At 70.0% G+C, this 20,578-nt stretch carries 21 protein-coding genes; 11 read left to right on the forward strand and 10 right to left on the reverse strand.

Going from position 1 to position 20,578, the window contains the following annotated elements; translation table 11 throughout:
* A partial coding sequence (locus tag ACFVJS_RS02735; RefSeq protein WP_378877222.1) for an ABC transporter ATP-binding protein occupies positions 1 to 1,271 on the forward strand: 1,271 nt, incomplete at its 5' end.
* Here the strand turns inward: ACFVJS_RS02735 and ACFVJS_RS02740 are convergent.
* A complete protein-coding gene (locus ACFVJS_RS02740; RefSeq protein WP_378877224.1) occupies positions 1,268 to 2,155 on the reverse strand; it encodes an SURF1 family protein in 888 nt (295 codons plus the stop codon). The two genes, ACFVJS_RS02735 and ACFVJS_RS02740, sit on opposite strands and share 4 nt — an antisense overlap.
* Positions 2,156 to 2,221: 66 nt before the next feature.
* Between ACFVJS_RS02740 and moaA the strand changes: the two genes are divergently transcribed.
* The gene (moaA, locus tag ACFVJS_RS02745) at positions 2,222 to 3,241 is read left to right on the forward strand and encodes a GTP 3',8-cyclase MoaA (protein ID WP_378877226.1); all 1,020 of its coding nucleotides are present in this window, start codon (positions 2,222 to 2,224) and stop codon (positions 3,239 to 3,241) included.
* 11 nt (positions 3,242 to 3,252) lie between these two features.
* On the opposite strand, the gene ACFVJS_RS02750 is transcribed toward moaA, so the two are convergent.
* From ACFVJS_RS02750 to ACFVJS_RS02760, 3 genes are read right to left on the reverse strand one after another with little or no spacing between them, the layout of a single operon-like run.
* A complete protein-coding gene (locus tag ACFVJS_RS02750) occupies positions 3,253 to 4,191 on the reverse strand; it encodes a nucleoside hydrolase (RefSeq protein ID WP_378877228.1) in 939 nt (312 codons plus the stop codon).
* A gap of 24 nt (positions 4,192 to 4,215) precedes the next feature.
* Positions 4,216 to 4,410, reverse strand: coding sequence for an acetone carboxylase (locus tag ACFVJS_RS02755; RefSeq protein WP_378877230.1), 195 nt, complete (start codon positions 4,408 to 4,410; stop codon positions 4,216 to 4,218).
* The gene (locus ACFVJS_RS02760) at positions 4,410 to 4,733 is read right to left on the reverse strand and encodes a DUF3099 domain-containing protein (RefSeq protein WP_378877232.1); all 324 of its coding nucleotides are present in this window, start codon (positions 4,731 to 4,733) and stop codon (positions 4,410 to 4,412) included. Before ACFVJS_RS02760 ends, ACFVJS_RS02755 begins: the two co-directional genes overlap by 1 nt.
* 140 nt (positions 4,734 to 4,873) lie before the next feature.
* Here ACFVJS_RS02760 and fabG point away from each other — a divergent pair, with 140 nt between their 5' ends.
* From fabG to ACFVJS_RS02775, 3 genes are read left to right on the forward strand one after another with little or no spacing between them, the layout of a single operon-like run.
* Positions 4,874 to 5,614, forward strand: a complete 741-nt coding sequence (gene fabG / locus ACFVJS_RS02765) for a 3-oxoacyl-ACP reductase FabG (protein WP_378877234.1) — start codon at positions 4,874 to 4,876, stop codon at positions 5,612 to 5,614.
* A gap of 2 nt (positions 5,615 to 5,616) precedes the next feature.
* Positions 5,617 to 6,390 (forward strand): enoyl-ACP reductase FabI, encoded by a 774-nt coding sequence (gene fabI / locus ACFVJS_RS02770; RefSeq protein WP_378877236.1) that lies wholly within the window; start codon positions 5,617 to 5,619, stop codon positions 6,388 to 6,390.
* Between the two features lie 17 nt (positions 6,391 to 6,407).
* On the forward strand, positions 6,408 to 6,914 hold the full coding sequence (locus ACFVJS_RS02775) for a SixA phosphatase family protein (protein WP_378877238.1): 507 nt from the start codon (positions 6,408 to 6,410) through the stop codon (positions 6,912 to 6,914).
* A 267-nt stretch (positions 6,915 to 7,181) separates the two neighbouring features.
* Here ACFVJS_RS02775 and serB read toward each other — a convergent pair whose 3' ends face one another.
* On the reverse strand, positions 7,182 to 8,426 hold the full coding sequence (gene serB, locus ACFVJS_RS02780; protein WP_378877240.1) for a phosphoserine phosphatase SerB: 1,245 nt from the start codon (positions 8,424 to 8,426) through the stop codon (positions 7,182 to 7,184).
* Positions 8,427 to 8,460: 34 nt separating this feature from the next.
* Positions 8,461 to 9,243, reverse strand: coding sequence for a hypothetical protein (locus tag ACFVJS_RS02785; RefSeq protein ID WP_378877242.1), 783 nt, complete (start codon positions 9,241 to 9,243; stop codon positions 8,461 to 8,463).
* A 53-nt stretch (positions 9,244 to 9,296) separates the two neighbouring features.
* Between ACFVJS_RS02785 and ACFVJS_RS02790 the strand changes: the two genes are divergently transcribed.
* The 5 genes from ACFVJS_RS02790 (at position 9,297) to ACFVJS_RS02810 (ending at position 13,282) form a co-directional block, all read left to right on the forward strand.
* A complete protein-coding gene (locus tag ACFVJS_RS02790; RefSeq protein ID WP_378877245.1) occupies positions 9,297 to 10,094 on the forward strand; it encodes an ABC transporter ATP-binding protein in 798 nt (265 codons plus the stop codon).
* 91 nt (positions 10,095 to 10,185) lie between these two features.
* The gene (locus ACFVJS_RS02795) at positions 10,186 to 10,647 is read left to right on the forward strand and encodes an NfeD family protein (protein WP_378877247.1); all 462 of its coding nucleotides are present in this window, start codon (positions 10,186 to 10,188) and stop codon (positions 10,645 to 10,647) included.
* Between the two features lie 47 nt (positions 10,648 to 10,694).
* Positions 10,695 to 11,822 (forward strand): SPFH domain-containing protein, encoded by a 1,128-nt coding sequence (locus ACFVJS_RS02800; RefSeq protein WP_378877249.1) that lies wholly within the window; start codon positions 10,695 to 10,697, stop codon positions 11,820 to 11,822.
* Positions 11,823 to 12,584 carry a sulfite exporter TauE/SafE family protein gene (locus ACFVJS_RS02805; protein WP_378877250.1) on the forward strand — a complete coding sequence of 254 codons (762 nt, stop codon included), beginning with the start codon at positions 11,823 to 11,825 and terminating at the stop codon, positions 12,582 to 12,584.
* Between the two features lie 29 nt (positions 12,585 to 12,613).
* Positions 12,614 to 13,282, forward strand: coding sequence for a nitroreductase family protein (locus ACFVJS_RS02810; protein ID WP_378877252.1), 669 nt, complete (start codon positions 12,614 to 12,616; stop codon positions 13,280 to 13,282).
* A 45-nt stretch (positions 13,283 to 13,327) separates the two neighbouring features.
* Here ACFVJS_RS02810 and ACFVJS_RS02815 read toward each other — a convergent pair whose 3' ends face one another.
* The 3 genes from ACFVJS_RS02815 to ACFVJS_RS02825 form a co-directional block, all read right to left on the reverse strand.
* A complete protein-coding gene (locus tag ACFVJS_RS02815) occupies positions 13,328 to 15,121 on the reverse strand; it encodes a BCCT family transporter (RefSeq protein WP_378877254.1) in 1,794 nt (597 codons plus the stop codon).
* Positions 15,122 to 15,295: 174 nt separating this feature from the next.
* Entirely contained in the window at positions 15,296 to 16,237 is a 942-nt protein-coding gene (locus ACFVJS_RS02820) for an alpha/beta hydrolase (protein WP_378877256.1), read from the reverse strand.
* Positions 16,238 to 16,249: 12 nt separating this feature from the next.
* A complete protein-coding gene (locus ACFVJS_RS02825; RefSeq protein ID WP_378877257.1) occupies positions 16,250 to 17,668 on the reverse strand; it encodes a hypothetical protein in 1,419 nt (472 codons plus the stop codon).
* Between the two features lie 38 nt (positions 17,669 to 17,706).
* Between ACFVJS_RS02825 and ACFVJS_RS02830 the strand changes: the two genes are divergently transcribed.
* The gene (locus tag ACFVJS_RS02830; protein ID WP_378877260.1) at positions 17,707 to 18,960 is read left to right on the forward strand and encodes a glycosyltransferase; all 1,254 of its coding nucleotides are present in this window, start codon (positions 17,707 to 17,709) and stop codon (positions 18,958 to 18,960) included.
* Positions 18,961 to 18,965: 5 nt separating this feature from the next.
* Here ACFVJS_RS02830 and ACFVJS_RS02835 read toward each other — a convergent pair whose 3' ends face one another.
* The gene (locus ACFVJS_RS02835; RefSeq protein ID WP_378877262.1) at positions 18,966 to 20,318 is read right to left on the reverse strand and encodes a hypothetical protein; all 1,353 of its coding nucleotides are present in this window, start codon (positions 20,316 to 20,318) and stop codon (positions 18,966 to 18,968) included.
* Positions 20,319 to 20,578: the final 260 nt, after the last annotated feature.

Raw genomic sequence — 20,578 nt, forward strand, 5'->3', positions numbered from 1 at the left:
CCTCCCGCTGGGTCGGACGCCGCCTGGCGGGACTGACCCGCGAGCAGATGGACGGCAACGCGGCGCTGGCGACGACGATGACCGAGCGGTTCAACGTCGGTGGCGCTCTGCTGCTCAAGCTCTTCGGCCGACGCGAGGAGGAGGATGCCGCGTTCGCGCAGCGTGCCGATGTCGTACGCCGCCTCGGGATCCGGATCGCGCTGCTGACTCGCCTGTTCGGCGCGACCATGCAGATGGTGCCCGCGCTGGCGACCGCGCTGGTCTACGGCTTCGGCGGCTGGATGGTGATCCGCGGCGACGTCACGCTCGGCACCCTGACCGCGCTCGGTCTGCTGCTGGTCAGGCTGCTGGGGCCGCTGCAGGCGCTCTCCAACGTACGCATCGACGTGATGACCGCCCTGGTCAGCTTCGACCGCGTCTTCGAGGTCCTCGACCTGCCGTCGCTGATCAAGGAGAAGCCCGACGCGGTCGAGGTGCCGGCGGACGCGGCATCCGTGCGGTTCCGCCACGTCGCCTTCACCTACCCTCGCGCTGACGAGGTCTCGCTCGCTTCGCTGGAGACGATCGCGCGCCCGGAGAGCCGCGAGGTGCGCGAGGTCCTGACCGACATCGACTTCACCGCCGAGCCGGGGGAGATGGTCGCCCTGGTCGGCCCCTCGGGCGCCGGGAAGTCGACGATCACCCACCTGATCGCCCGGCTCTACGACGTGCGCTCCGGCTCGGTCGAGGTCGGCGGTCTCGACGTGCGCGACGTGACCCTGGAGTCACTCGAGGCCGCGGTCGGCTACGTGACCCAGGACGCCCACATGTTCCACGACACCGTGCGCGGCAATCTGCTCTACGCCCGGCCCGGAGCCTCCGACGAGGAGATCTGGGCAGCTCTCGAGGCAGCCAAGATCGCGGCCGTCGTCGAGGCGCTCCCGGACGGTCTGGACACCGTCGTCGGCGACCGCGGCTACCGGCTCTCCGGCGGCGAGCGTCAGAGACTCGCCATCGCCCGGCTGCTGCTGAAGGCGCCGCAGATCGTGGTGCTCGACGAGGCCACCGCCCATCTCGACTCCGAGTCCGAGGCCGCGGTGCAGACCGCCCTCGACGCGGCGCTGGCGGGACGTACCTCCATCGTCATCGCCCACCGGCTCTCCACCATCCGCGCCGCCGACCGCATCCTCGTCATCGAGGCCGGGCGTGTCGTCGAGTCCGGCACCCACGAGTCCCTGCTCGCCGACGGTGGGCTCTACGCGGAGCTCTACGAGACGCAGTTCCGGCGCTAACTCTTCCCGCTGCGCTCTTTCTCGTACGCAGCCTGGTAGGCCGCCTTCACGGCCTGCTTCTGGGCGAGCTTGGCAGCCTTCTTGCGGGCGCGTTCGTCGGTCTTCCCATCGTCGGCCGGGGAATCCTCGGAGGCGGCCGACTCGTCCCGGCTCTGCGTACGCCGCTCGTCGTACATCAGGTAGAAGAACCCGGCGACCGCCAGGATTCCGAAGAACCACCACTGCAGCCCGTAGAAGAAGTGGGGGCCGTTGTCGAGCTCGGGGAGGTCGGCCTTGCGGAGCTGGGTGGCAGGCTCGGGGGACTCGGTGTCGAGGTGGAGCCAGCCGGTCAGCAGCGGCTCGTCGAGCACCTTCGCGACCTGGGTCGAGGAGAGCGCGCGGGTGGCGTGGTAGCCGTCGACCTGGGCGACATCGGTGGAGTCGCCGGTGCCGTCGGCGCGGACCCAGCCGGTGATGGTGACCTCACCCGACGGCGGGGCGGGGAGATCGTCGAACTCGTCCTGCGACTCCGTCTGGAGCCAGCCGCGGTCGACGAGCACCGCGGTGCCGTCGGAGAGCACCAGCGGGACGACGATGTCGATGCCCTTGGCGTCGTCGGGGGTGCGGTAGCGCCAGATGATCGTGTCGTCGACCGCGTACGTCCCGGTCGCGGTCACCCGCCGCCACTGGTCCTTCTCGGCGACCTTCGTACCCTCGGCCAGCACGTCGGAGACGGGCACGGGCTCGGCGTGCTCGTTGGTGCGGACGATCTCGTTCCGGGCCTTGCGGTCCTCGAGACGGTCGAACTGCCACTGGCCCAGCCACCACGTCCCGTAGGCCAGGATCAGCACGAACACCGTGAAACCGGCCCAGCGTCGGCTGAGCAGGAAACGGAACGAACTCACCCTACGAGACTAACTGGCATGCGGTCCTCGCTCACGATCCGGGTCGAGGCTGCCTAGACTGGTGTGATGACGACCTCCCCGACAGATCAGGTGCAGCAGAAGCTGGTCGACCGGTTCGGCCGGGTCGCGACCGATCTGCGCGTCTCGCTGACCGATCGCTGCAACCTGCGCTGCACGTACTGCATGCCGCCGGAAGGGCTCGACTGGATGCCCGGTGACGAGGTGCTCACCGACGACGAGGTCGTGCGGCTGATCGGCGTCGCCACGGGCCGGCTCGGCGTGAACGAGGTGCGGTTCACCGGCGGGGAGCCCCTGGTCCGTCGCGGGCTGGTCTCGATCGTCGCCAGCACCCGCGAGGTCGCTCCCGACGCCGAGCTGTCGATCACCACCAACGCGCTCGGTCTGGCCCGGATGGCAGAGTCGCTCGCGGAGGCGGGGCTCGACCGGGTCAACGTGTCCCTGGACTCGATCCGGCCCGAGACGTTCGCGGAGATCACCCGCCGCGACCGCCTGCACGACGTCGTGGCCGGTCTCGAGGCCGCCGCGGACGCCGGTCTGGGACCGATCAAGATCAACGCGGTGCTGCTGCGGGGCGTCAACGACGACCAGGCCGCTGAGCTGCTCGGCTGGTCGGTCGAGCGGGGCTACGAGCTGCGGTTCATCGAGCAGATGCCGCTCGACGCCCAGCACGGGTGGTCACGCGATACCATGGTGACCGCCGACGACACGCTCGCTGCGTTGTCGGCGGCGTTCGACCTGACCCCGGCCGAGGAACCACGCGGCAGCGCGCCCGCCGAGCTCTTCTACGTCGACGGCGGCCCGGCCAAGGTCGGCATCATCGCCTCCGTCACCCGCCCGTTCTGCGGCGACTGCGACCGGGTGCGCCTCACCGCCGACGGGCAGGTGCGCGACTGCCTGTTCGCGCGCTCCGAGTCGGACCTGCGTACGCCGCTGCGTGCCGGCGCCTCCGACGACGACCTCGCCGCGCGGTGGGTCACCGCCATGGCCGGCAAGCGCGCCGGCCACGGCATCGACGACCTCGGCTTCCTGCAGCCCGACCGCCCGATGTCCGCGATCGGGGGCTAGCTGCCGGCGGGTCAGGACCCGACTCGCTCCAACGCACCCAGGACCAGCCCCCAATAGGCCTCGACGTCGAGGGTGAGCGCGACCAGGGCGTTGGGCGGCTCGTCGAGACGGTCGTGGAGGTCGACGACGGTGGCGCCGCGGGTCCAGCGGCCCTCGGTCTCGACGGCGACGAACGACTTGTGCCAGATGATCAGGCCGGGGTCGATGAGGGCGGCGATGGTGCAGGGGTCGTGGACCGGGGGAGCGGCGAAGTCGAAGACGTCGGAGTAGGTGCCGCCGAAGAAGCCCATCAGGTCGGCGCAGGCCCGGCCGACCGGATGGTCCATGGCCTGCATCCGGGCGACGACGTCGGGGGTCGCCAGCGCCTGATGGGTGAGGTTGAGGCCGACCATCCGGATCGGGAGCCCGCTGGCGAGGACGATGTCGAGGGCGTCGGGGTCGGCGTAGGCGTTGAACTCAGCGGCCGGGGTCGTGTTGCCGCGGTCGGTCGAGCCGCCCATGAAGACGATCTCCGCGATCCGCTCGGTGACCTCCGGGTGGTCGCGCAGCAGCACCGCGACGTTGGTGATCGGTCCGGTGGCGACGACGGTGACGGGGGCCGATGCGGTCAGGAGCGACGTACGCAGGAACTCGACGGCGTCGAGCGGGACCGGGGGAGCGAGCGGCTCCGGGAGGTCGGGCCCGTCGATCCCGCTGGCGCCGTGGATGAAGTCGCCGATGTGGGCCGCGCCGGCCAGCGGCCCGGCGGCTCCGGCTGCGACCGGGACGTCAGGTCGCCTGGCCAGCGCGAGGATCCGCTGGGTGTTGTAGGTCGCCTTGTCCACCGGGCAGTTGCCGAAGGTGGTGGTGATGCCGAGCAGGTCGATGTGTGGGTTGCCCAGGGCCAGCAGGATCGCGATGGCGTCGTCGTGGCCGGGGTCGCAGTCGAGGAGTACGGGGATCGGGTTCATCGCACGGCCTCTCTGGTGGAACAGCTAGTGAGGGACGACGTCCTTGAGGAATCCGCGCGCGCCCAGGAAGTCGCTCAGCGACTGCTTGTGCGTCTCGCACGCGAGCCAGATCTTACGCCGCTCGGGCGTGTGGATCTTGGGATTGTTCCACTGCAGCTCCCACGATCCGGGGTCCTGGCAGCCCTTGGCCGAGCACAGATCGGAGTCGAGCGCCCCCATCAGTCCTCGCCCTTCTCGCGGAGCTGCTGCTGGCGTCCGCCGGTCAGCTGGCGCGCGCCGTAGGGCGAGTCCATGAGGTTCATCTGGTCGCTCTTGGTGTTGGTCGCGTTGGCCATCACGACCGCGATGTAGGGCAGGATCAGGGCCGCCGCGATCAGGATCGGCCACAGCCAGCCGATGCCGGCCAGGCCGGCGATCACGGCGCCGATGAAGCACAGCGAACGGATCGACATCGAGATGGCGTAGCGCTTCTGCCGAAGGGCGATGTCCTCGGCGCGGCTTCGGCCGGCGGTGGTGATCCTGATCGGTTGCGCCTTGGACATACCGCCAGTCTAGGTCGTGCCCGGTGGCGCCCGTTCGTTGGTGTGGTCCCAACAGGGGCGCTCCGAAGGACTTTGGAGGTTCCTCACAAGCAAGTCGAAGGCATTGGTCGTACGCCGAAGTAATCGCTACCGTCGCGCCTGTGACTGACAGTGAAAACCCCACAACGCAGAGTCCATCGCGGGCACCCCGCTCGGTGCTCGTCACGGGTGGTAGCCGCGGCATCGGCCGAGCGATCGCGGAGGCCTTCGTGGCCAACGGCGACAAGGTGGCCGTGACCTCCCGCAAGGGCGGGGCTCCGGAGGGTGCTCTGGACCTGGTGTGCGACATCACCGACCCTGCCGCCGTCGAGGAGGCGTACGCCGCCGCCGAGGCCGCCCACGGCCCCGTCGAGGTCCTCGTGGCCAATGCCGGGATCACGAAGGACACGCTCATGCTCCGGATGTCGGAGGACGACTTCACCTCGGTGATCGACACCAACCTGACCGCGTCGTTCCGTCTCGCCAAGCGCGCCTCGAAGGGCATGCTGAGGATGCGCCGCGGCCGGATCATCTTCATCTCCTCGGTGGTCGGCCTGATGGGCAACCCGGGCCAGGTCAACTACGCGGCCTCGAAGGCCGGCCTGGTCGGCATGGCCCGATCGCTCGCACGCGAGCTCGGCTCGCGGGGGATCACCGCCAACGTGGTCGCGCCCGGTTTCGTGGAGACCGAGATGACCGCGGTGCTCACCGACGAGCAGCAGAAGGCGATCACGGACCGGGTCCCGCTGGCGCGCTACGCGACGCCGGACGAGGTGGCCTCGGCCGTGACGTGGTTGGCAGATGCGGGTTATGTGACCGGGGCCGTGATCCCGGTCGACGGCGGACTTGGAATGGGGCACTGATCATGGGTTTGTTGGACGGCAAGACTGTTCTCGTCGCGGGAGTCACGATGGACTCCTCGATCGGCTTCGCGGTGGCCAAGGTGGCCCAGGAGCAGGGCGCCCGCGTCCTGATCTCCAACTTCGGCCGCGCGCTGTCGATCACCAAGCGGATCGCGAAGCGGCTCCCCGAGGAGCCGCCGGTCCTCGATCTCGACGTCACCAACCAGGAGCACCTCGACGGCCTCGCCGACGCGCTCCGGGCCGAGGGTGTCGAGCGGCTCGACGGGGTCGTGCACTCGATCGCGTACGGCAACCCCGAGACGCTCCTCGGTGGCAAGTTCCTCGACGGCCCGTGGGACGACGTCTCCCAGGCGGTCCAGGTCAGCGCCTACTCGCTCAAGTCGCTCGCCATGGCGACCCGCCCGCTCCTGGGCTCCGGCTCGTCGATCGTGGGGCTGACCTTCGACGCGACGATCGCCTGGCCGGCGTACGACTGGATGGGTGTCGCCAAGGCCGCACTCGAGTCGACCTCGCGCTACCTGGCCCGTGACCTCGGTCCCGACGGGATCCGCTGCAACCTCGTCTCCGCGGGTCCGCTCAAGACGCTCGCCGCGAAGGCGATCCCGGGTTTCGAGGAGCTCGACGAGGGCTGGGGCACCCGGGCACCGCTCGGCTGGGACAACACCGACCAGGGCCCGACCGCCAAGGCCGTCTGTGCGCTGATCTCGGACTTCTTCCCGGCGACCACCGGCGAGATCGTCCACGTCGACGGGGGCTATCACTCGCTGGGAGCGTGAGGTCATAGGGTTGCCGCATGCGGACCCTTGTCATCATGCGGCACGCCAAGGCGGAGGCGTCGGCTCCCACCGACTACGAGCGTCAGCTGACCGAGCGCGGCCACGCCGACGCGGTGGCGGCGGGTGAGTGGCTGGCCGAGCAGGGCGTGGTCCCCGACTACGTGCTGGTCTCGGCGGCCGACCGCACCACCCAGACCTGGGAGGACGTCGCAGTCGGGGCGTCGTGGGACCTGACGCTGGCGGAGTACGACCAAGGTCTGTACGCCGCCGGCACCTCCACCGCCCTCGATCTGATCCGTGCGGTCGACGACGGCCACAACACGGTCGTGGTGATCGGCCACAACCCCACCATGTTCTCGCTGGTGCAGCTCCTCGACGACGGCGAGGGCGACGACGAGGCCGGCAACCAGCTCGCGCTGGGCTTTCCCACCGCCGCCGTCGCCGTCCTCACCTACGACGGCGACTGGTCCGAGCTCGACGAGACCGAGGCCTCGGTCACCGCCTTCCACGTCGCCCGCGCCTGACCGCCGAGACGTCGCCGGCGTCGGCCGAGACGTCACGTACGTCGGCCGAGACGTCAAGTACGTTGCTCGAGGCGTCACACCGCTGCCAACTCGGCCAGCGGGAGTGACGTCTCGACAGATCGGCAGGCGGGGTTGAGACCAGCCACGGCCGAGAAGTCACTCGCGACGGCCGAGGCGTCAAGCAGGTCGGTCGAGATGTCACCCGCCTGCCACTCGGCCGACGTACGTGACGCTTCGCCCGACGCGCCTGACGCTTCGGCAGGAGGCTCAGAGCAGCGGGGGAGCGGGGGTGACGATGCCGGCCTCGGCGTCGGCGGCCTCGATCTCCTCGCGGGAGATCCCGAGGAGATACATGATCGTGTCGAGGTAGGGGACGTTGATGGCGGTCCCGGCGGCCGAGCGGACCGCGGGCTTGGCGTTGTAGGCGATCCCGAGGCCTGCGGCGGCGAGCATGTCGAGGTCGTTGGCGCCGTCGCCGATGGCGACGGTGGCAGCCTCGGGGATGCCGATCTCGGCGGCGAACTCACGCAGCGCGCGGGCCTTGCCGGCACGGTCGACGACCTCGCCGACGACCTCACCGGTGAGCACGCCGTCGACGATCTCGAGCTCGTTGGCGCGGGCGTAGTGGATGCCGAGGTCGGCGGCGAGCCGGTCGGTGATCTGCGAGAACCCGCCGGAGACGATGGCGAAGCGGTAGCCGAGGCGGCGCAGGGTGCGGACCATGGTCCGGGCTCCCGGGTTGAGCTGCAGCCCGGCGTAGACCTCGTCCAGGGCGGTCGCGGGGACGCCCTTCAGATACTTCACCCGCCCACGGAGCGACTCCTCGAAGTCGAGCTCGCCGCGCATCGCCGCCTCGGTGACCGAGGCGACCTCCTTCTCGTAGCCGGCGTGGGCGGCGATCATCTCGATCACCTCGCCGTCGATCAGCGTCGAGTCGACGTCCATGACGATCAGGCGCATGCCACGGCGGACGAGGTTGGCGGGCTGCACCGCGATGTCGACGCCCTGGGCGGCGGCCTCGGCGGAAAGCGTCACCCGCAGCTCGTCGGGCGAGGCCCCGCTCACGTGCAGGTCGAAGGCCGTGACCGGGTAGCGGGCCAGCCGGATGATCCGGTCGATGTTGCCGCCGGCGGAGGCGATGGTGCGCGTCACCGACGCCAGCGCCGCCGCCTTCAGCGGCAACCCGAGGACCGTGACCCGGGCGCGGTCGGCGGGCTCGCGCGGAGTGTCGCCGACCCCCTCCTCGATCTCGACGGTCATGTCGAGGGCATGGGCGGTCTCCTCGATCGCGTGCTTGAGCGCCTCGGTGCTCGCCGCGTCGGCGGGAGCCGTCACGAGCAGTCCGAGCACGAGCCGCGCCCGCAGCACGATCTGCTCCAGGTCGACCACATCGACCCCCGCCAGCGCGAGGGTCGCCAGGGTGGCCGAGGTCAGCCCGGGACGGTCATTTCCGGCGAGGGTGATCAGCAGGGTGTCGGGACGGCGCTCGAGCGCGTCGAATTCCTCGGTCATCGCTGCACAGGATAGTGGAGCCGGGCCCTGCGTCTCAGTCCGGCGGCCACACCTCGGGCGATCCGGCGGCGGTGAGCGCCCTCCGTGCCGCGCGGTCGAGGCCGACGAGTGCTTCCCGGCGCCGCAGCATCTCCGAGGCCGACACCGCCCCGCCCTCGTCCTCCAGCGCCAGCGCGACGATCTCGCGGGCCTGTACGCCACGGGCGGCGAGCTCCACGCACCGCGTCGGCACCCCGGGCGCGCCGGCCAGCGAGGGCCGGTGGCGCAGGTTCATCAGACGGTCCGCGACCTCGGGCCGCCATCGGGCGACGTCGAGCTCGGCGAGCGCCGTCGCCGACTCGCTCAGGGCGAGCCGGAGAGCCCGGTCGGCCTCACCGACGTCGGGGAGCTGACGGCGCTGGGCTGCGTACGCCTGCCATTCGAGCACCGCGCCGACGCGGACCGGTACGAGGCCGATGCCCGCGTCGCACACGACGGCCTCGCCGGCCTCCAGCGCGGCGTCGTTGAACGGCCGGGGACCACCCAGTCCGACCGGGTCGCCCTCCGCCGGGAAAGCGACGCCGACGGCGGTCGCCCCCTCCGTACGCAGCCGTCCCATCCCGCTCACCAGCGTGTCCGCGACCCCCTCGGCGCCACCGAGCCCGAGCGCGGCGAGCCCGCTGACGGTGTGGGTGGCATCGGGCCCGATCACCGCGTCGAGCACCAGGTCGGTGACCGCCTCACCGCGCAGCCACGCCGTCACCCACCACGCCAGCCGAAGCGCCTCAGGGGTGGACTCGTCCCACCCCATATCCAGCTCCGAATCCTCAAGACTCACGGGCGCCCACCCTATCCCCGAGCCCGCGGACCCCTGCCGATAGATTTGCCGCCATGGCAGCCGTGCTGGAGTTCACCGACGTCACCGTACGCCGTGGGGGCAACGCCCTTCTCGACTCTGTGAGCTGGGTGGTCGAGGAGGATGAACGCTGGGTGATCCTCGGTCACAACGGCGCCGGCAAGACCACGCTGCTCCAGACCGCCGCGGCCCAGCTCCACCCGACCTCGGGCGTGGTGAAGGTGCTCGGCGAGCAGATCGGCCGCATCGACGTCTTCGAGCTGCGCCCGCGCATCGGCTTGACCTCCGCCGCGCTCGCCGACCGGATCCCGCGCCAAGAGCTCGTCCGCGACGTCGTGGTCAGCGCGTCCTACGGCGTCGTCGGCCGCTGGCGCGAGCACTACGACGACCTCGACCACGACCGCGCCCAGGAGCTGCTGATCGAGGTCGGCATCAAGCACCTCGGTGAGCGGCGGTTCGGCACCCTGTCCGAGGGCGAGCGCAAGCGGGTCCAGCTGGCCCGCGCGCTGATGGTCGACCCGGAGATGCTGCTCCTCGACGAGCCGGCCGCCGGTCTCGACCTGGGCGGCCGTGAAGACCTCGTCTCCACCCTGTCGACCCTCGCCTACGACCCCGACAGCCCGGCTACGGTGCTCGTCTCCCATCACGTCGAGGAGATCCCGCCGGGCTTCAGCCACGTCCTGATGATGCGGTCGGGCCGGATCACCGCTCAGGGGCTCATCGAGGACACGCTGACCGCGGCCAACCTCTCCAAGACCTTCGGTATGCCGCTCGAGCTGGAGACGAGCGAGGGTCGCTACTGGGCCAAGCGCCGGGCCCGCCACACCCGATAGCCCGGAAAGACACCCTCGGTAAAGAAACCGTTAGCAACCCGGTACGGAAACATCCCCACGTCGACGGTGTCACCTGGATAGGGTGACGCCCATGGACTGGCAGGACTGGGACTGGGCGATCTGGACGGCACTGGGAGCGCTGCTCGTCGTCGGAGAGCTCTTCAGCCTGGATCTGATCCTGCTGATGCTGGCGACCGGTGCCTTCGCGGGTGCGGTGACCGGCGCGTTCACCGACAGCTTCGTGATCCAGGCGGTCGTCGCACTGGCGGTCTCGGTCTCCATGCTCGCGGTCGTACGTCCGGGGCTGGCCAGGCGGCTCCACCACGGCCCGGAGATCCAGATCGGCGCGCAGAAGCTGATCGGCGTCCAGGCCGTCTCGCCCGTGGAGATCAGTGCCCACAAGCCTGGGCAGCTCAAGCTCGAGGGCGAGCTCTGGACCGCTCAGCCCTATGACGAGACGCTCGTGATCGCGGCCGGAACTCCGGTCGAGGTGCTCGAGATCAGAGGAGCGACGGCGTACGTCCATCCTCTTCCGGAGCTCGGGACTCCGTAGTTTCCGGGCAACCTGACGCAACCGAAATAGACAAGGACTGATTGGCAATGGGTGGCATCATCCTGGCCCTCCTGGTCATCTTGGCGGTGCTGGTGATCACCACGCTGGCCAAGACGATCAAGATCATCCCGCAGGCGCGGGTCGGCATCGTGGAGCGCTTCGGCAAGTTCCAGTCGAAGCGTGACCCCGGCCTGAACGCGGTGATCCCGTTCGTCGACAAGGTGCGCTACATGATCGACATGCGTGAGCAGGTCGTCGCGTTCGCGCCGCAGCCGGTGATCACCGAAGACAACCTGACGGTGTCGATCGACACGGTCATCTACTTCCAGGTCAACGACCCGGTCGCGGCGACCTACGAGATCGCCAACTACATCCAGGCCGTCGAGCAGCTCACCATGACCACCCTGCGCAACATCGTCGGTGGCATGACCCTCGAGGAGACGCTGACCAGCCGTGAGCAGATCAACTCCGGCCTCTCGATCGTCCTCGACGAGGCCACCGGCCGCTGGGGCATCAAGGTCAAGCGCGTCGAGATCAAGTCCATCGACCCGCCCATGTCCATCAAGGACGCGATGGAGAAGCAGATGCGTGCCGACCGCGACAAGCGCGCCGCGATCCTGACCGCCGAGGGTCAGCGTCAGTCCGCGATCCTCTCCGCCGAGGGAAACAAGCAGTCCGCCATCCTCAACGCCGAGGGTCAGCGCGAGTCGCAGATCCTGGCGGCGCAGGCCGACCGTGAGGCCGCGATCCTGCGTGCCCAGGGTGAGGGCCAGGCCATCCAGACCGTCTTCCAGGCGATCCACGACGGCCGTCCCGACCAGTCGCTGCTGGCCTACCAGTACCTGCAGATGATGCCGAAGATCGCCGAGGGCGACGCCAACAAGGTGTGGATCGTCCCGAGCGAGATCGGCAAGGCCCTCGAGGGCCTCGGCTCGACGATGAACAGCCTCAAGGGCATCCCGGACGACGTCGAGGGCCCGCTCAAGCGTGTCGACATGGGTTCGGCCGAGCCGACGCTCGACCTGGAGAAGTCGTCGTCCGCGGCTGCGGCCGTCGAGGAGGCGCTCGCCGAGGCCAAGCAGGCGGAGGCTCCCAACCGGCCGGCGCCGGCGCAGCCTGCTCAGCCCGTCCAGCCCACCGAGCCCACGCCGCCTCCTGCCGAGCCGACCGTCTAAGTGGATCCGCTCGAGTCCGCCCTCATCCTGATCGCCGGGGTGGGGGCGGGCACCATCAACGCCGCCGTCGGCTCGGGGACGCTGATCACCTTCCCGACCCTGCTGGCCTTCGGCGTACCTCCGGTGGTCGCCAACGTGTCCAACACGATCGGTCTGGTCCCGGGCTCGTTGGCGGGCGCCTGGGGCTACCGTCGCGAGCTCGCCGGTCAGCGCGGCCGCATCCTGAGGCTCGGGATCGCGGCGCTCATCGGCGGTGCCGTCGGCGGGATCCTGCTCCTGGTGCTGCCGCCGGGGGCGTTCGAAGCGATCGTCCCGGTGCTGATCGGCCTCGGCGTGCTCCTGGTGATCACCGGGCCCCGCATCTCCAGGTGGGTCGCGGAGCGGCACGGTGAGCTGCCCGACGATGGCAGCGAGCGCTGGTGGGTCTGGCCGGCGATCGCCGGGCTCGGCGTCTACGGCGGCTACTTCGGTGCGGCCCAGGGTGTGCTGATGATCGCGATCATCGGCATCGGGGTCGCCGAGTCGCTGCAGCGACTCAATGCGCTCAAGAACATCCTGGTCGCCATCACCAACGGCATCTCGGGGCTCATCTTCGCCGTCGTGGCCGACGTCGACTGGAAGATCGCCGCCCTGATCGCGGTCGGTGCCACGATCGGAGGTCTGCTGGGCGCGAAGATCGGCCGCCGGCTGCCGCCCAACGTGCTCCGCGCCGTGATCGTCGTGGTCGGCATCACCGCACTCGTCGCCTTCCTGCTGGACTGAGCCTGGGTCGGGTCTGGTGGGATGGGCCCATGGAGCTCTACGAGGCGATGCGGACCACCCATGCCGTACGCGACTTCACCGACGACCCGCTGCCCGACGAGGTCCTCGCCCGGATCCTCGACAACGCGCGTTTCGCGCCCTCGGGCGGAAACCGGCAGGGCGCCCATGTCGTGGTCGTACGCAGCCAGGAGACCCGGGAGCGTCTGGTCGAGCTGTCGGCGACGGGTGCCCGCAGGTACGTCGCGCAGCAGCGGGCCGGCGAGATGCCGTGGAACACGGTGCATCCGACCGCGCTCACCGACGACCAGATCGCCGCGGCCCGGGTGCCGGGCGGGATGACCGAGCCGCTGCGCAAGGCCGCGGTGGTGCTCGTCTTCCTCGTCGACCTCGGCGTGGTCGCCTCCCTCGACTCCGAGCTGGACCGGGTGGGTGTCGTCTCCGGAGCCTCGGTCTACCCGCTGGTGTGGAACACGCTCCTGGCGGCGCGCAACGAGGGGTTCGGCGGGGTGCTCACCACGATGGCGGTCGCCGAGGAGCCGGCGCTCCTGGAGCTGCTCGGCGCGCCCGCGGGCCACGCCGTCGCCGCGGTCGTGCCGATGGGGAAGCCCGTCAAGCAGCTCACCAAGCTCCGGCGCCAGCCCGTCGAGGAGTTCGTGACCTTGGAGAGCTTCTCCGGCACTCCGCTGAGAAACGACTGATGGCGGGGCCGCGGAGGACCCCGCCATCAGCTCTCGGACCTGAGGTCAGGCCTTGTCGGCAGGAACGGCCGCATTGGCCGACCCGGTGCCGTTTCCGTTGCTGTGGTCGTCCTCGATGACCGCGAGCGCGAAGTCGTCGCCGTGCTCGGTGACACCGGTGATGACGGCCTGCTGCACCGCCTCCTCGGCGTACTGACCACGCACGATCAACGGGTCATGGGCCAGGTCGCGCTGCAGCGAGACCGCGAGCCCGACCATGATCACCGTGAACGGCAGGGCCGCCACGATGGTGATCGTCTGCAGGCCGGACAGCGCGTCCGCGCCGCCGGCGATCAGGCCCAGGATGGCCACGACACCGGTCGCGACGCCCCAGAACACGACCGTCGACCGGCTCGGCTCTTCCGAGCCGCGCTCGGAGAGGGTGCCCATCACGATCGAGGCGGCGTCGGCTCCGGAGACGAAGAAGATCGCCACCAGCACCATGACCAGGACGCTCATCACCGTGGCCAGCGGGAACTGGTCGAGGGTGGTGAACAGCTGCGACTCCACCCCGCCGAGGCCGGCGATGTCGACGTCGCCGGCACGCTGCAGGTCGATGGCGGTGCCGCCCAGGATGCAGAACCAGAGCACGCTGACCGCGCTCGGCACCAGGAGCACGCCGGCGACGAACTGCCGGATGGTGCGCCCACGCGAGATCCGCGCGATGAACATGCCGACGAACGGCGTCCAGGAGATCCACCAGGCCCAGTAGAAGACGGTCCAGGAACCGAGCCACTCCGAGGTCTCCGTGCCGCCGACACCGGTGCGGGCCGACATCTGGGCGAGGTCGCCGATGTAGGTGCCGAGCGAGGTCGGGATCAGGTCGAGGATGAAGACCGTCGGGCCCACGACGAACAGGAACAGCGCCAGGAACAGCGCCAGCACCATGTTGATGTTGGAGAGCCACTGGATGCCCTTGGCGACACCCGAGACCGCCGAGATCACGAAGCAGACCGTCAGGATCGCGATGATCCCGATGAGCACGTTGTTGCCGACCTCGCCGAGCCCGGCGACGATCTGCAGACCGCTCTCGATCTGGATCGCACCCGTGCCGAGCGAGGTGGCCGAGCCGAACAGCGTCGCGAAGATCGCGAACACGTCGATCGCCTTGCCGGCCGGACCCTCGACGGTGCGCTTGCCGAGCAGCGGCGTGAAAGCCGAGGAGATCAGGCTGACCCGGCCCTTGCGGTAGGCGCCGTAGCCGATCGCCAGACCCACGACGGCGTAGATCGCCCAGGGGTGCAGCGTCCAGTGGAACATCGTGGTCGACATCGCGTGCTGGATGGCTTCCGGGTTGCCTGTCTCGCCGGTGCCGGGCGGCGGGGTGACGAAGTGCGAGATCGGCTCGCTGACGCCGTAGAACATCAGACCGATGCCCATCCCGGCGCTGAACATCATCGCGACCCACGACGCCGTCTTGAACTCCGGTTTCTCGTCGTCACGGCCCAAGGGGATGTTGCCGTATTTACTGACCGCGAGCCAGATGATGTAGATGACGAAGCCGCTGGCGGTCAGGATGAAGAACCAGCCGGCCTTGTCGATCACCCAGGCGAGAGCATCGCCGGCGACCTTGCTCAGGCCGTCGGTGTTGATGAAGCCCCAGGCCATGAACGCGATCGCGATGGCCGCGGCGACGCCGAAGACGACCCAGTCGATTCCCTTGCGTTGGTCCTGTTCGCTCGAGATCGGCAGGTCCAGCGCGGGGTGGGGAACGACTTCGCCCGTGGGGGATTTGATGAGGCCGGAGGCATTGTGATGGTCGGAATGTTTTGGACTGTCTGTCTTCTTCTCAGAAGTCACACTGTTGTCCTTCCGGTTGGGTTCGGGACCACAGCACCCTAACGCCCACAGACTTTGCCTTCCGTTCACCGGGGGTCGGCGATCGGGCGATTGACAACGAGAACTGGCCCGACTGTGTCGGGCCAGTTCATGTGTTGTTCCGGGTCTGAGTCGGCTCGCGATACCCGCCGGGGTCTATACCCCGTACGCCGCCAGCCAGCGCTCGATCTCGGCGTAGGCCTGCTTGCGGACGTCGGGCCGCGAGAGGATCACGTCGTGCTTCGCGCCGGGGACGGCGACGTAGGTGACATGGCGGCCGATCGCGGTCGACCAGCGGCGGATCTGGCGCACGTCGAGCACGATGTCGGTCGAGTGGACCAGTTCGCCCATCGCCTTGGGCTTGCTGGAGCGGTCGGAGGAGAGCACCAGCACGGGCGCCTTCACATCGAGCCCACGGTGGAGCTTCGCATGGCCGTCGCGGATCGCCTTGAGCCAGCCGAGCCGGATCGGGTAGGAGCCGACCGGCTTGAGCCCGAGGTCGAACTCCCACTCGCCGTCGTGCTCGACATGGAGCGACATGGTGTAGAAGCCGCTCACGTCACGGCCGAGCTCGCGCATCGGTGCCCGGTGGCCGAGCCGGCGCACCACGGGGGTGGCGATCTCGCGCAACAGGAACGAGCCCTGCAGGTCGAGCCAGGGTGAGTTGAGCACCATCCCGGCCAGCTCGTCGGGCTGGCGGTCGTCGGCCCACAGCGAGGTGGTCAGACCACCGGTGGAGTGGGCGCTGAGCATGATGTGGGAGTGTCCGTCGCGCTCGGTGATCAGCGACCAGGCGGCGTCGATCTCGTCGAAGTACTCGGCGAGGTCACCCACGTACGTCCCCGACTGGTGCTCGCGCAGCGATCGACCGTACTTGCGCAGGTCGAGGCCGTAGAAGTCGTAGCCGCGCGCGGTCCACCACTCGGCGTACTCCTTCTGGAAGAAGTAGTCCGAGAAGCCGTGGACGTAGAGGACGGCGCCCTTCGCGTCGTCATCGGCCGGGCGCTTCACCAGCGTGGCCACGACGGTGCCCTCGAAGTCGTCCGCGAGCTCGATGGTCTCGACGGTGTAGGGCTCACCGAGTACGTCGATCGTCATGACCGCATCTTCTCACCAGAACGAAGGAACCAGGCCCCAACGTCCGTAGACGTTGGTCACGATCTCCTTCAGCCGCCCGGAGTCAGGGACCGCGTCGGGGTCGAGCGCGCGGATCCCGAGGTTGCAGGTCTCGCCCACCTCGCACCACCACGACGTCACCCCGCCGCGCATCCGGCGCAGCTCGCCGCGCGTCGCCCCGAGCGCCAGGCCGCGGAAGACGATGGAGTCGGCCGGAACGCCGAAGGGCGCCACGAAGTCGGGGTCGGGCCGGCCCAGGTTTGAGGCCAGACCGAGGGGAGTGACGACGTTCTTGAGCAGAGGCTTGGCGACGCGGTCAGGGATCATCTGGGCCAGGGGCGCGATGTGGGCGATCGGGTCGGGACGAGTGCCGTTGAAGAGAGCGGAGAACTCCTTCTTGGCACGCTCCCGGATGTGGGCCAGGTCCGTGACTCGGCCGACGCCGTCGCGCAGCTCGGTCTCGACGGCGATCGAGACGCCCGAGGTGGCGTTGGAGCGTAGGTCGCCCTCTCCGCGCATCGAGACGGGCAGCGACATCTTGACCGGCTCCCCGGGGCGAACGATCCCGGCCTCGAGGAGCACCTCCACCGAGATCGCGACCTGCAGCGTGTTGGAGGTGCCGCCGGCCCGCTCGACCGCGGCGTTCCACTCCGAGACCGGGCAGTCGGCGCCGGCGAAGGCGACGTCGTGGACCACGTGGTCGTCGTGCTGCGGGGCCGGGACCGGCCTCTTCTCGGACGACTGCGCCTCGAGCGCCGGGAGCTTGCCGGCCTTGCGGGCCGCCCGGAGGCCGCGGACCGCGGCGCGCGCCATCGTCCGGGCGTCGCGCCGGTCGTCCTTCCGGGTCACCTCGGCCGCCGTGGAGTCGTCGAAGGGGAGCCGGGGCAGGGGCTGGCGGCGTACGGCCGCGATCAGAGCACCGAGCTTCATCCCGCCGTCGCAGACGATGTGCGAGGCGTTGTAGGTCACGACCGTGCCGCCGTCGGTGGTGTAGGCCATGAAGAAGGCCCACAGCGGCCCCTTGACCGGGTCGAACGGCACCTCGTCGGTGGTGGTGTCGAGCCAGGCCATCACCTGGTCCGGCTTGATCCGGTCGGGGTGCAGCCGGACCGGTTCGGCCGTCGTCGCCGGCACCCAGCGGGAGCGCGCGCCGAGCGCCTTCGGGCGGACGACGAGGCGGTTGAGCGGTCCCTTGGCCAGCTCGTCGACGACATCCTGGACCGCCTCGACCGGGATCTCCGCCGGGAAGCGCCAGGCGGTCTGGCCGACGACCGGTACCCCGATCACGGTCGCGGAGCGGAGGAAGACCTCGTCGTCGTACGTCAGCCGGTTGGTGCGCTCGGGAGCGAACGGCGCCGGACGCGCGCCGGGGCTCGCCGGCGGCAGTGAGGGCAGCATCACAGGCTCGGGCATGTGGTCTGGGTCCTGTCGTTGGGGGATTCTGGGACGCGATGCGGTTCGTCTTCGGGTTGATGGGCAGTCGCGGCGATGTGCAGCCGGCGCTCGCCGTGGCCCTCGAGCTGCGCCGCCGCGGCCACGAGGTCATCGTCGGGGTCGCGCCCAACCTGCTGCCGCTGGCGGCGAGGCTCGGGCTCGATCCGCATGCTGTCGGCCCTGACAGCGGTGCACTGCTCGCCTCGCCCCTGGTGCGCGAGGAGATGCGCTCGGCCAATCCTCGCACCCGGCTCCGGGCAGTACGGAAGGTCTCCGCCCACGGCTGGGACGACTTCCGCGCCGATCTGGCCGCGCTGGCGGGGGACCGCGGCAGCGCCGACGTCGTCGTCGCAGGTCTGCTCGGTCAGGAGGTCGGCTCGGCGCTCGCGGAGCGGATCGGCGCCGGCTTCGCTGCCCTTCACTACTTCCCGGTGCGCTCCAACCGGTCGGTGAAGGTCGTGCCCGGCCCCGACGCGCTCCAGGAGAAGGCCTGGGACGTCGGCATGCGGATGCGCTGGGAGCTGACCCGAGAGGCCGAGAACGCTCAACGGGCCGCCCTCGGCCTGGCCCCGGCGCGCACGCGCCTGCAGACTCGGCTCCGCGACCGTGGCGCGGTCGAGGTGCAGGCCTACGACCCGCTGCTCGTCCCCGGGCTGCCGCGGGAATGGGGCATCCAGAGCCCGTTCGCCGGCTTCCTCGCGCTGACCGAGACCGACCGGCTCCGGCTGGGGGAGACCGGAGTTACCGACGCGCTCGGCGACTGGCTGGGCGCGGGCTATCCGCCGGTCTACGTCGGCTTCGGGTCGATGCCGGTGGCCGACCCGGCCCGGCTGGTGGCCGATGTCGCGGCCGCGACCGCCGATCTCGGCCTGCGCGCGCTCGTCAGCAGCGGTTGGAACTCCTTCGACGTCGACGTCCCGGACCACGTACGTCTGGTGGGCGCCGTCGACCACGCCGCGGTCCTGCCGCGATGCGTCGCCGCCGTCCACCACGGTGGCGCGGGTACGACGGCTGCGGTGCTGCGCGCGGGGATCCCGAGCGTGGTGGGGTGGTACTCCGCCGACCAACCGGTCTGGGGCCGCCTGCTCGGCGATCTCGGCGTGGGCACGTCGGTCAGAGCGAGCCGGCTCGACCGCGACCGCCTCCGTGAGGCGCTCAGCGCTGTGCTGAAGCCGCGCGTGCGTGAGCGGGCCGCCGAGGTCGTGCCTCGGCTGGTCACGCCCGAGGTGGCGGTGGCCCGGGCCGCCGATGCGCTCGAGCGAGCCCGCTGACGGCGTCACCACACCTCGACGGTCAGACCCCACGAGCCGAGCTCCTCGACGACCAGGTTCTTCAGGAAGTCCAGGTCGGGCACGCGGTCGGGCTCGGCGGCGACCAGGTTGAGCGTCGTACGCGGCCCCGACTGGATCAGCCAGGCGATGATGCCGCCGCCGACGTCGTAGGCGTCCTGGGCGGTCGCGTTCTGGTAGCCGGCGAGCCCGGCCACGAGACGTACGTCATCACCCATCGCGTAGCGGTAGTCGTCGGGCAGCTGGGGCAGGTTGGAGGCCATGCAGGCCGCCGCCGGCGGCTGCGGGAGCTTGTCGAGCACGGCGTCGGGCAGCATCTGCATCATCGCCAGCGGCACCGGGACCAGGCCTGGACCGGCCTGACCCAGGCGGATGTAGGCGGCCTTGGAGAGCTTCTTGATCTCGGCGAGGTCGCGCCGGTCGAGCACGTCGCGCGGGATCTCGACCATGGCCACCCGCGTCGAGTTGGAGCGTACGTCCCCGGGCTGGAAGTCGCTCATCGGCAGCGAGACCGGGACGTCACCGCGGTCGACCGGGACGTGGTCGATGCGGACGAGCAGGTCGGCGACCACGTTGATGAACCAGGCATTGGTCGAGCCGCCGTGCTCGGCGGCGATTTTGGTCATCGTCTCGGTGTCGAACTCGGTGATCATCCGCGGCATCCGCCACGTCTCCGGCGCCGGGTTCGGCGTGGCTTCCGGGTAGACGCGCGGTGCCTTCGTGGCCAGCGCGGCGGTGCCGTCCTTCTTCGCCTGGCGGCGCGCCTTGGCCCAGTCGCGGACGGCCCGCCACTGGTCTCGGGAGTCGGCGGCCTCGGCGCGTAGACGGTGCCACACCGTGGCAGGGGCTGGCGGCAGCCGCAGCGGCTCGCCGCGGGACGCCCGGCACACGGCGTCGAGCACGGACCCACCGTCGCCGACCGCGTGGGCCAGCAGCATCGAGACCACCGAGGTGCCGTCGTCGAGGTTGATCGCGGTGAGCCGATAGGTCAGGCCCTCGTGCGGGTCGAGGCGGTCGCTGTGACGCTCCTGGAGCCAGTGCGTGATCTCGGCGACCGGAAGGATCTCCTCGTAGAGCTCGATCGACGGGTCGCGGTCGGCATTGGTCCACAGGTCGCGGGCGCCGGGGAACTTCGCCCGGTGCAGTCTCCGCGACAGCCCGCCCTCGGCCAGGCCGGCCGCGATGTAGTGCAGCCGGTCCACGTCGTAGGGACTGTTCAGCCGCCAGATCCACTGGTTGGCGATCGGGCTTCCGAGGCCGCGATGGCGCCGGGCGAAGAGGTCGTCGGCGAACTGTAGGCGACCGGAGTTGTCGATCGGTGCACGAGTGCCAGCGGGCATGGGGGAGTCCTCCGAGATAGGGCAGAAGGCGTGTGAAGAGCGCGCGCAGGGGGAGGAGTCAACCGGAGTTGATACGTCATGTAAACCCCCGGGGGCACTTGAGAAGTGTGGGAATTCCCACGCTCGGGGGCGGTCGAACTCGGTCCCGCACCTGTGTGCACAATAGGCCGCGACATGGGACGACATCGCTGTCGTCGCAGGCGGGTCGCCTTCTCGGGCTACGGCGTTCTTGAGGTTCGTTCGGGTCCCCGAGCGGCGTT

Origin of the sequence: Nocardioides sp. NPDC057772 (assembly GCF_042798075.1) — a bacterium.
Classification (GTDB): domain Bacteria; phylum Actinomycetota; class Actinomycetes; order Propionibacteriales; family Nocardioidaceae; genus Nocardioides.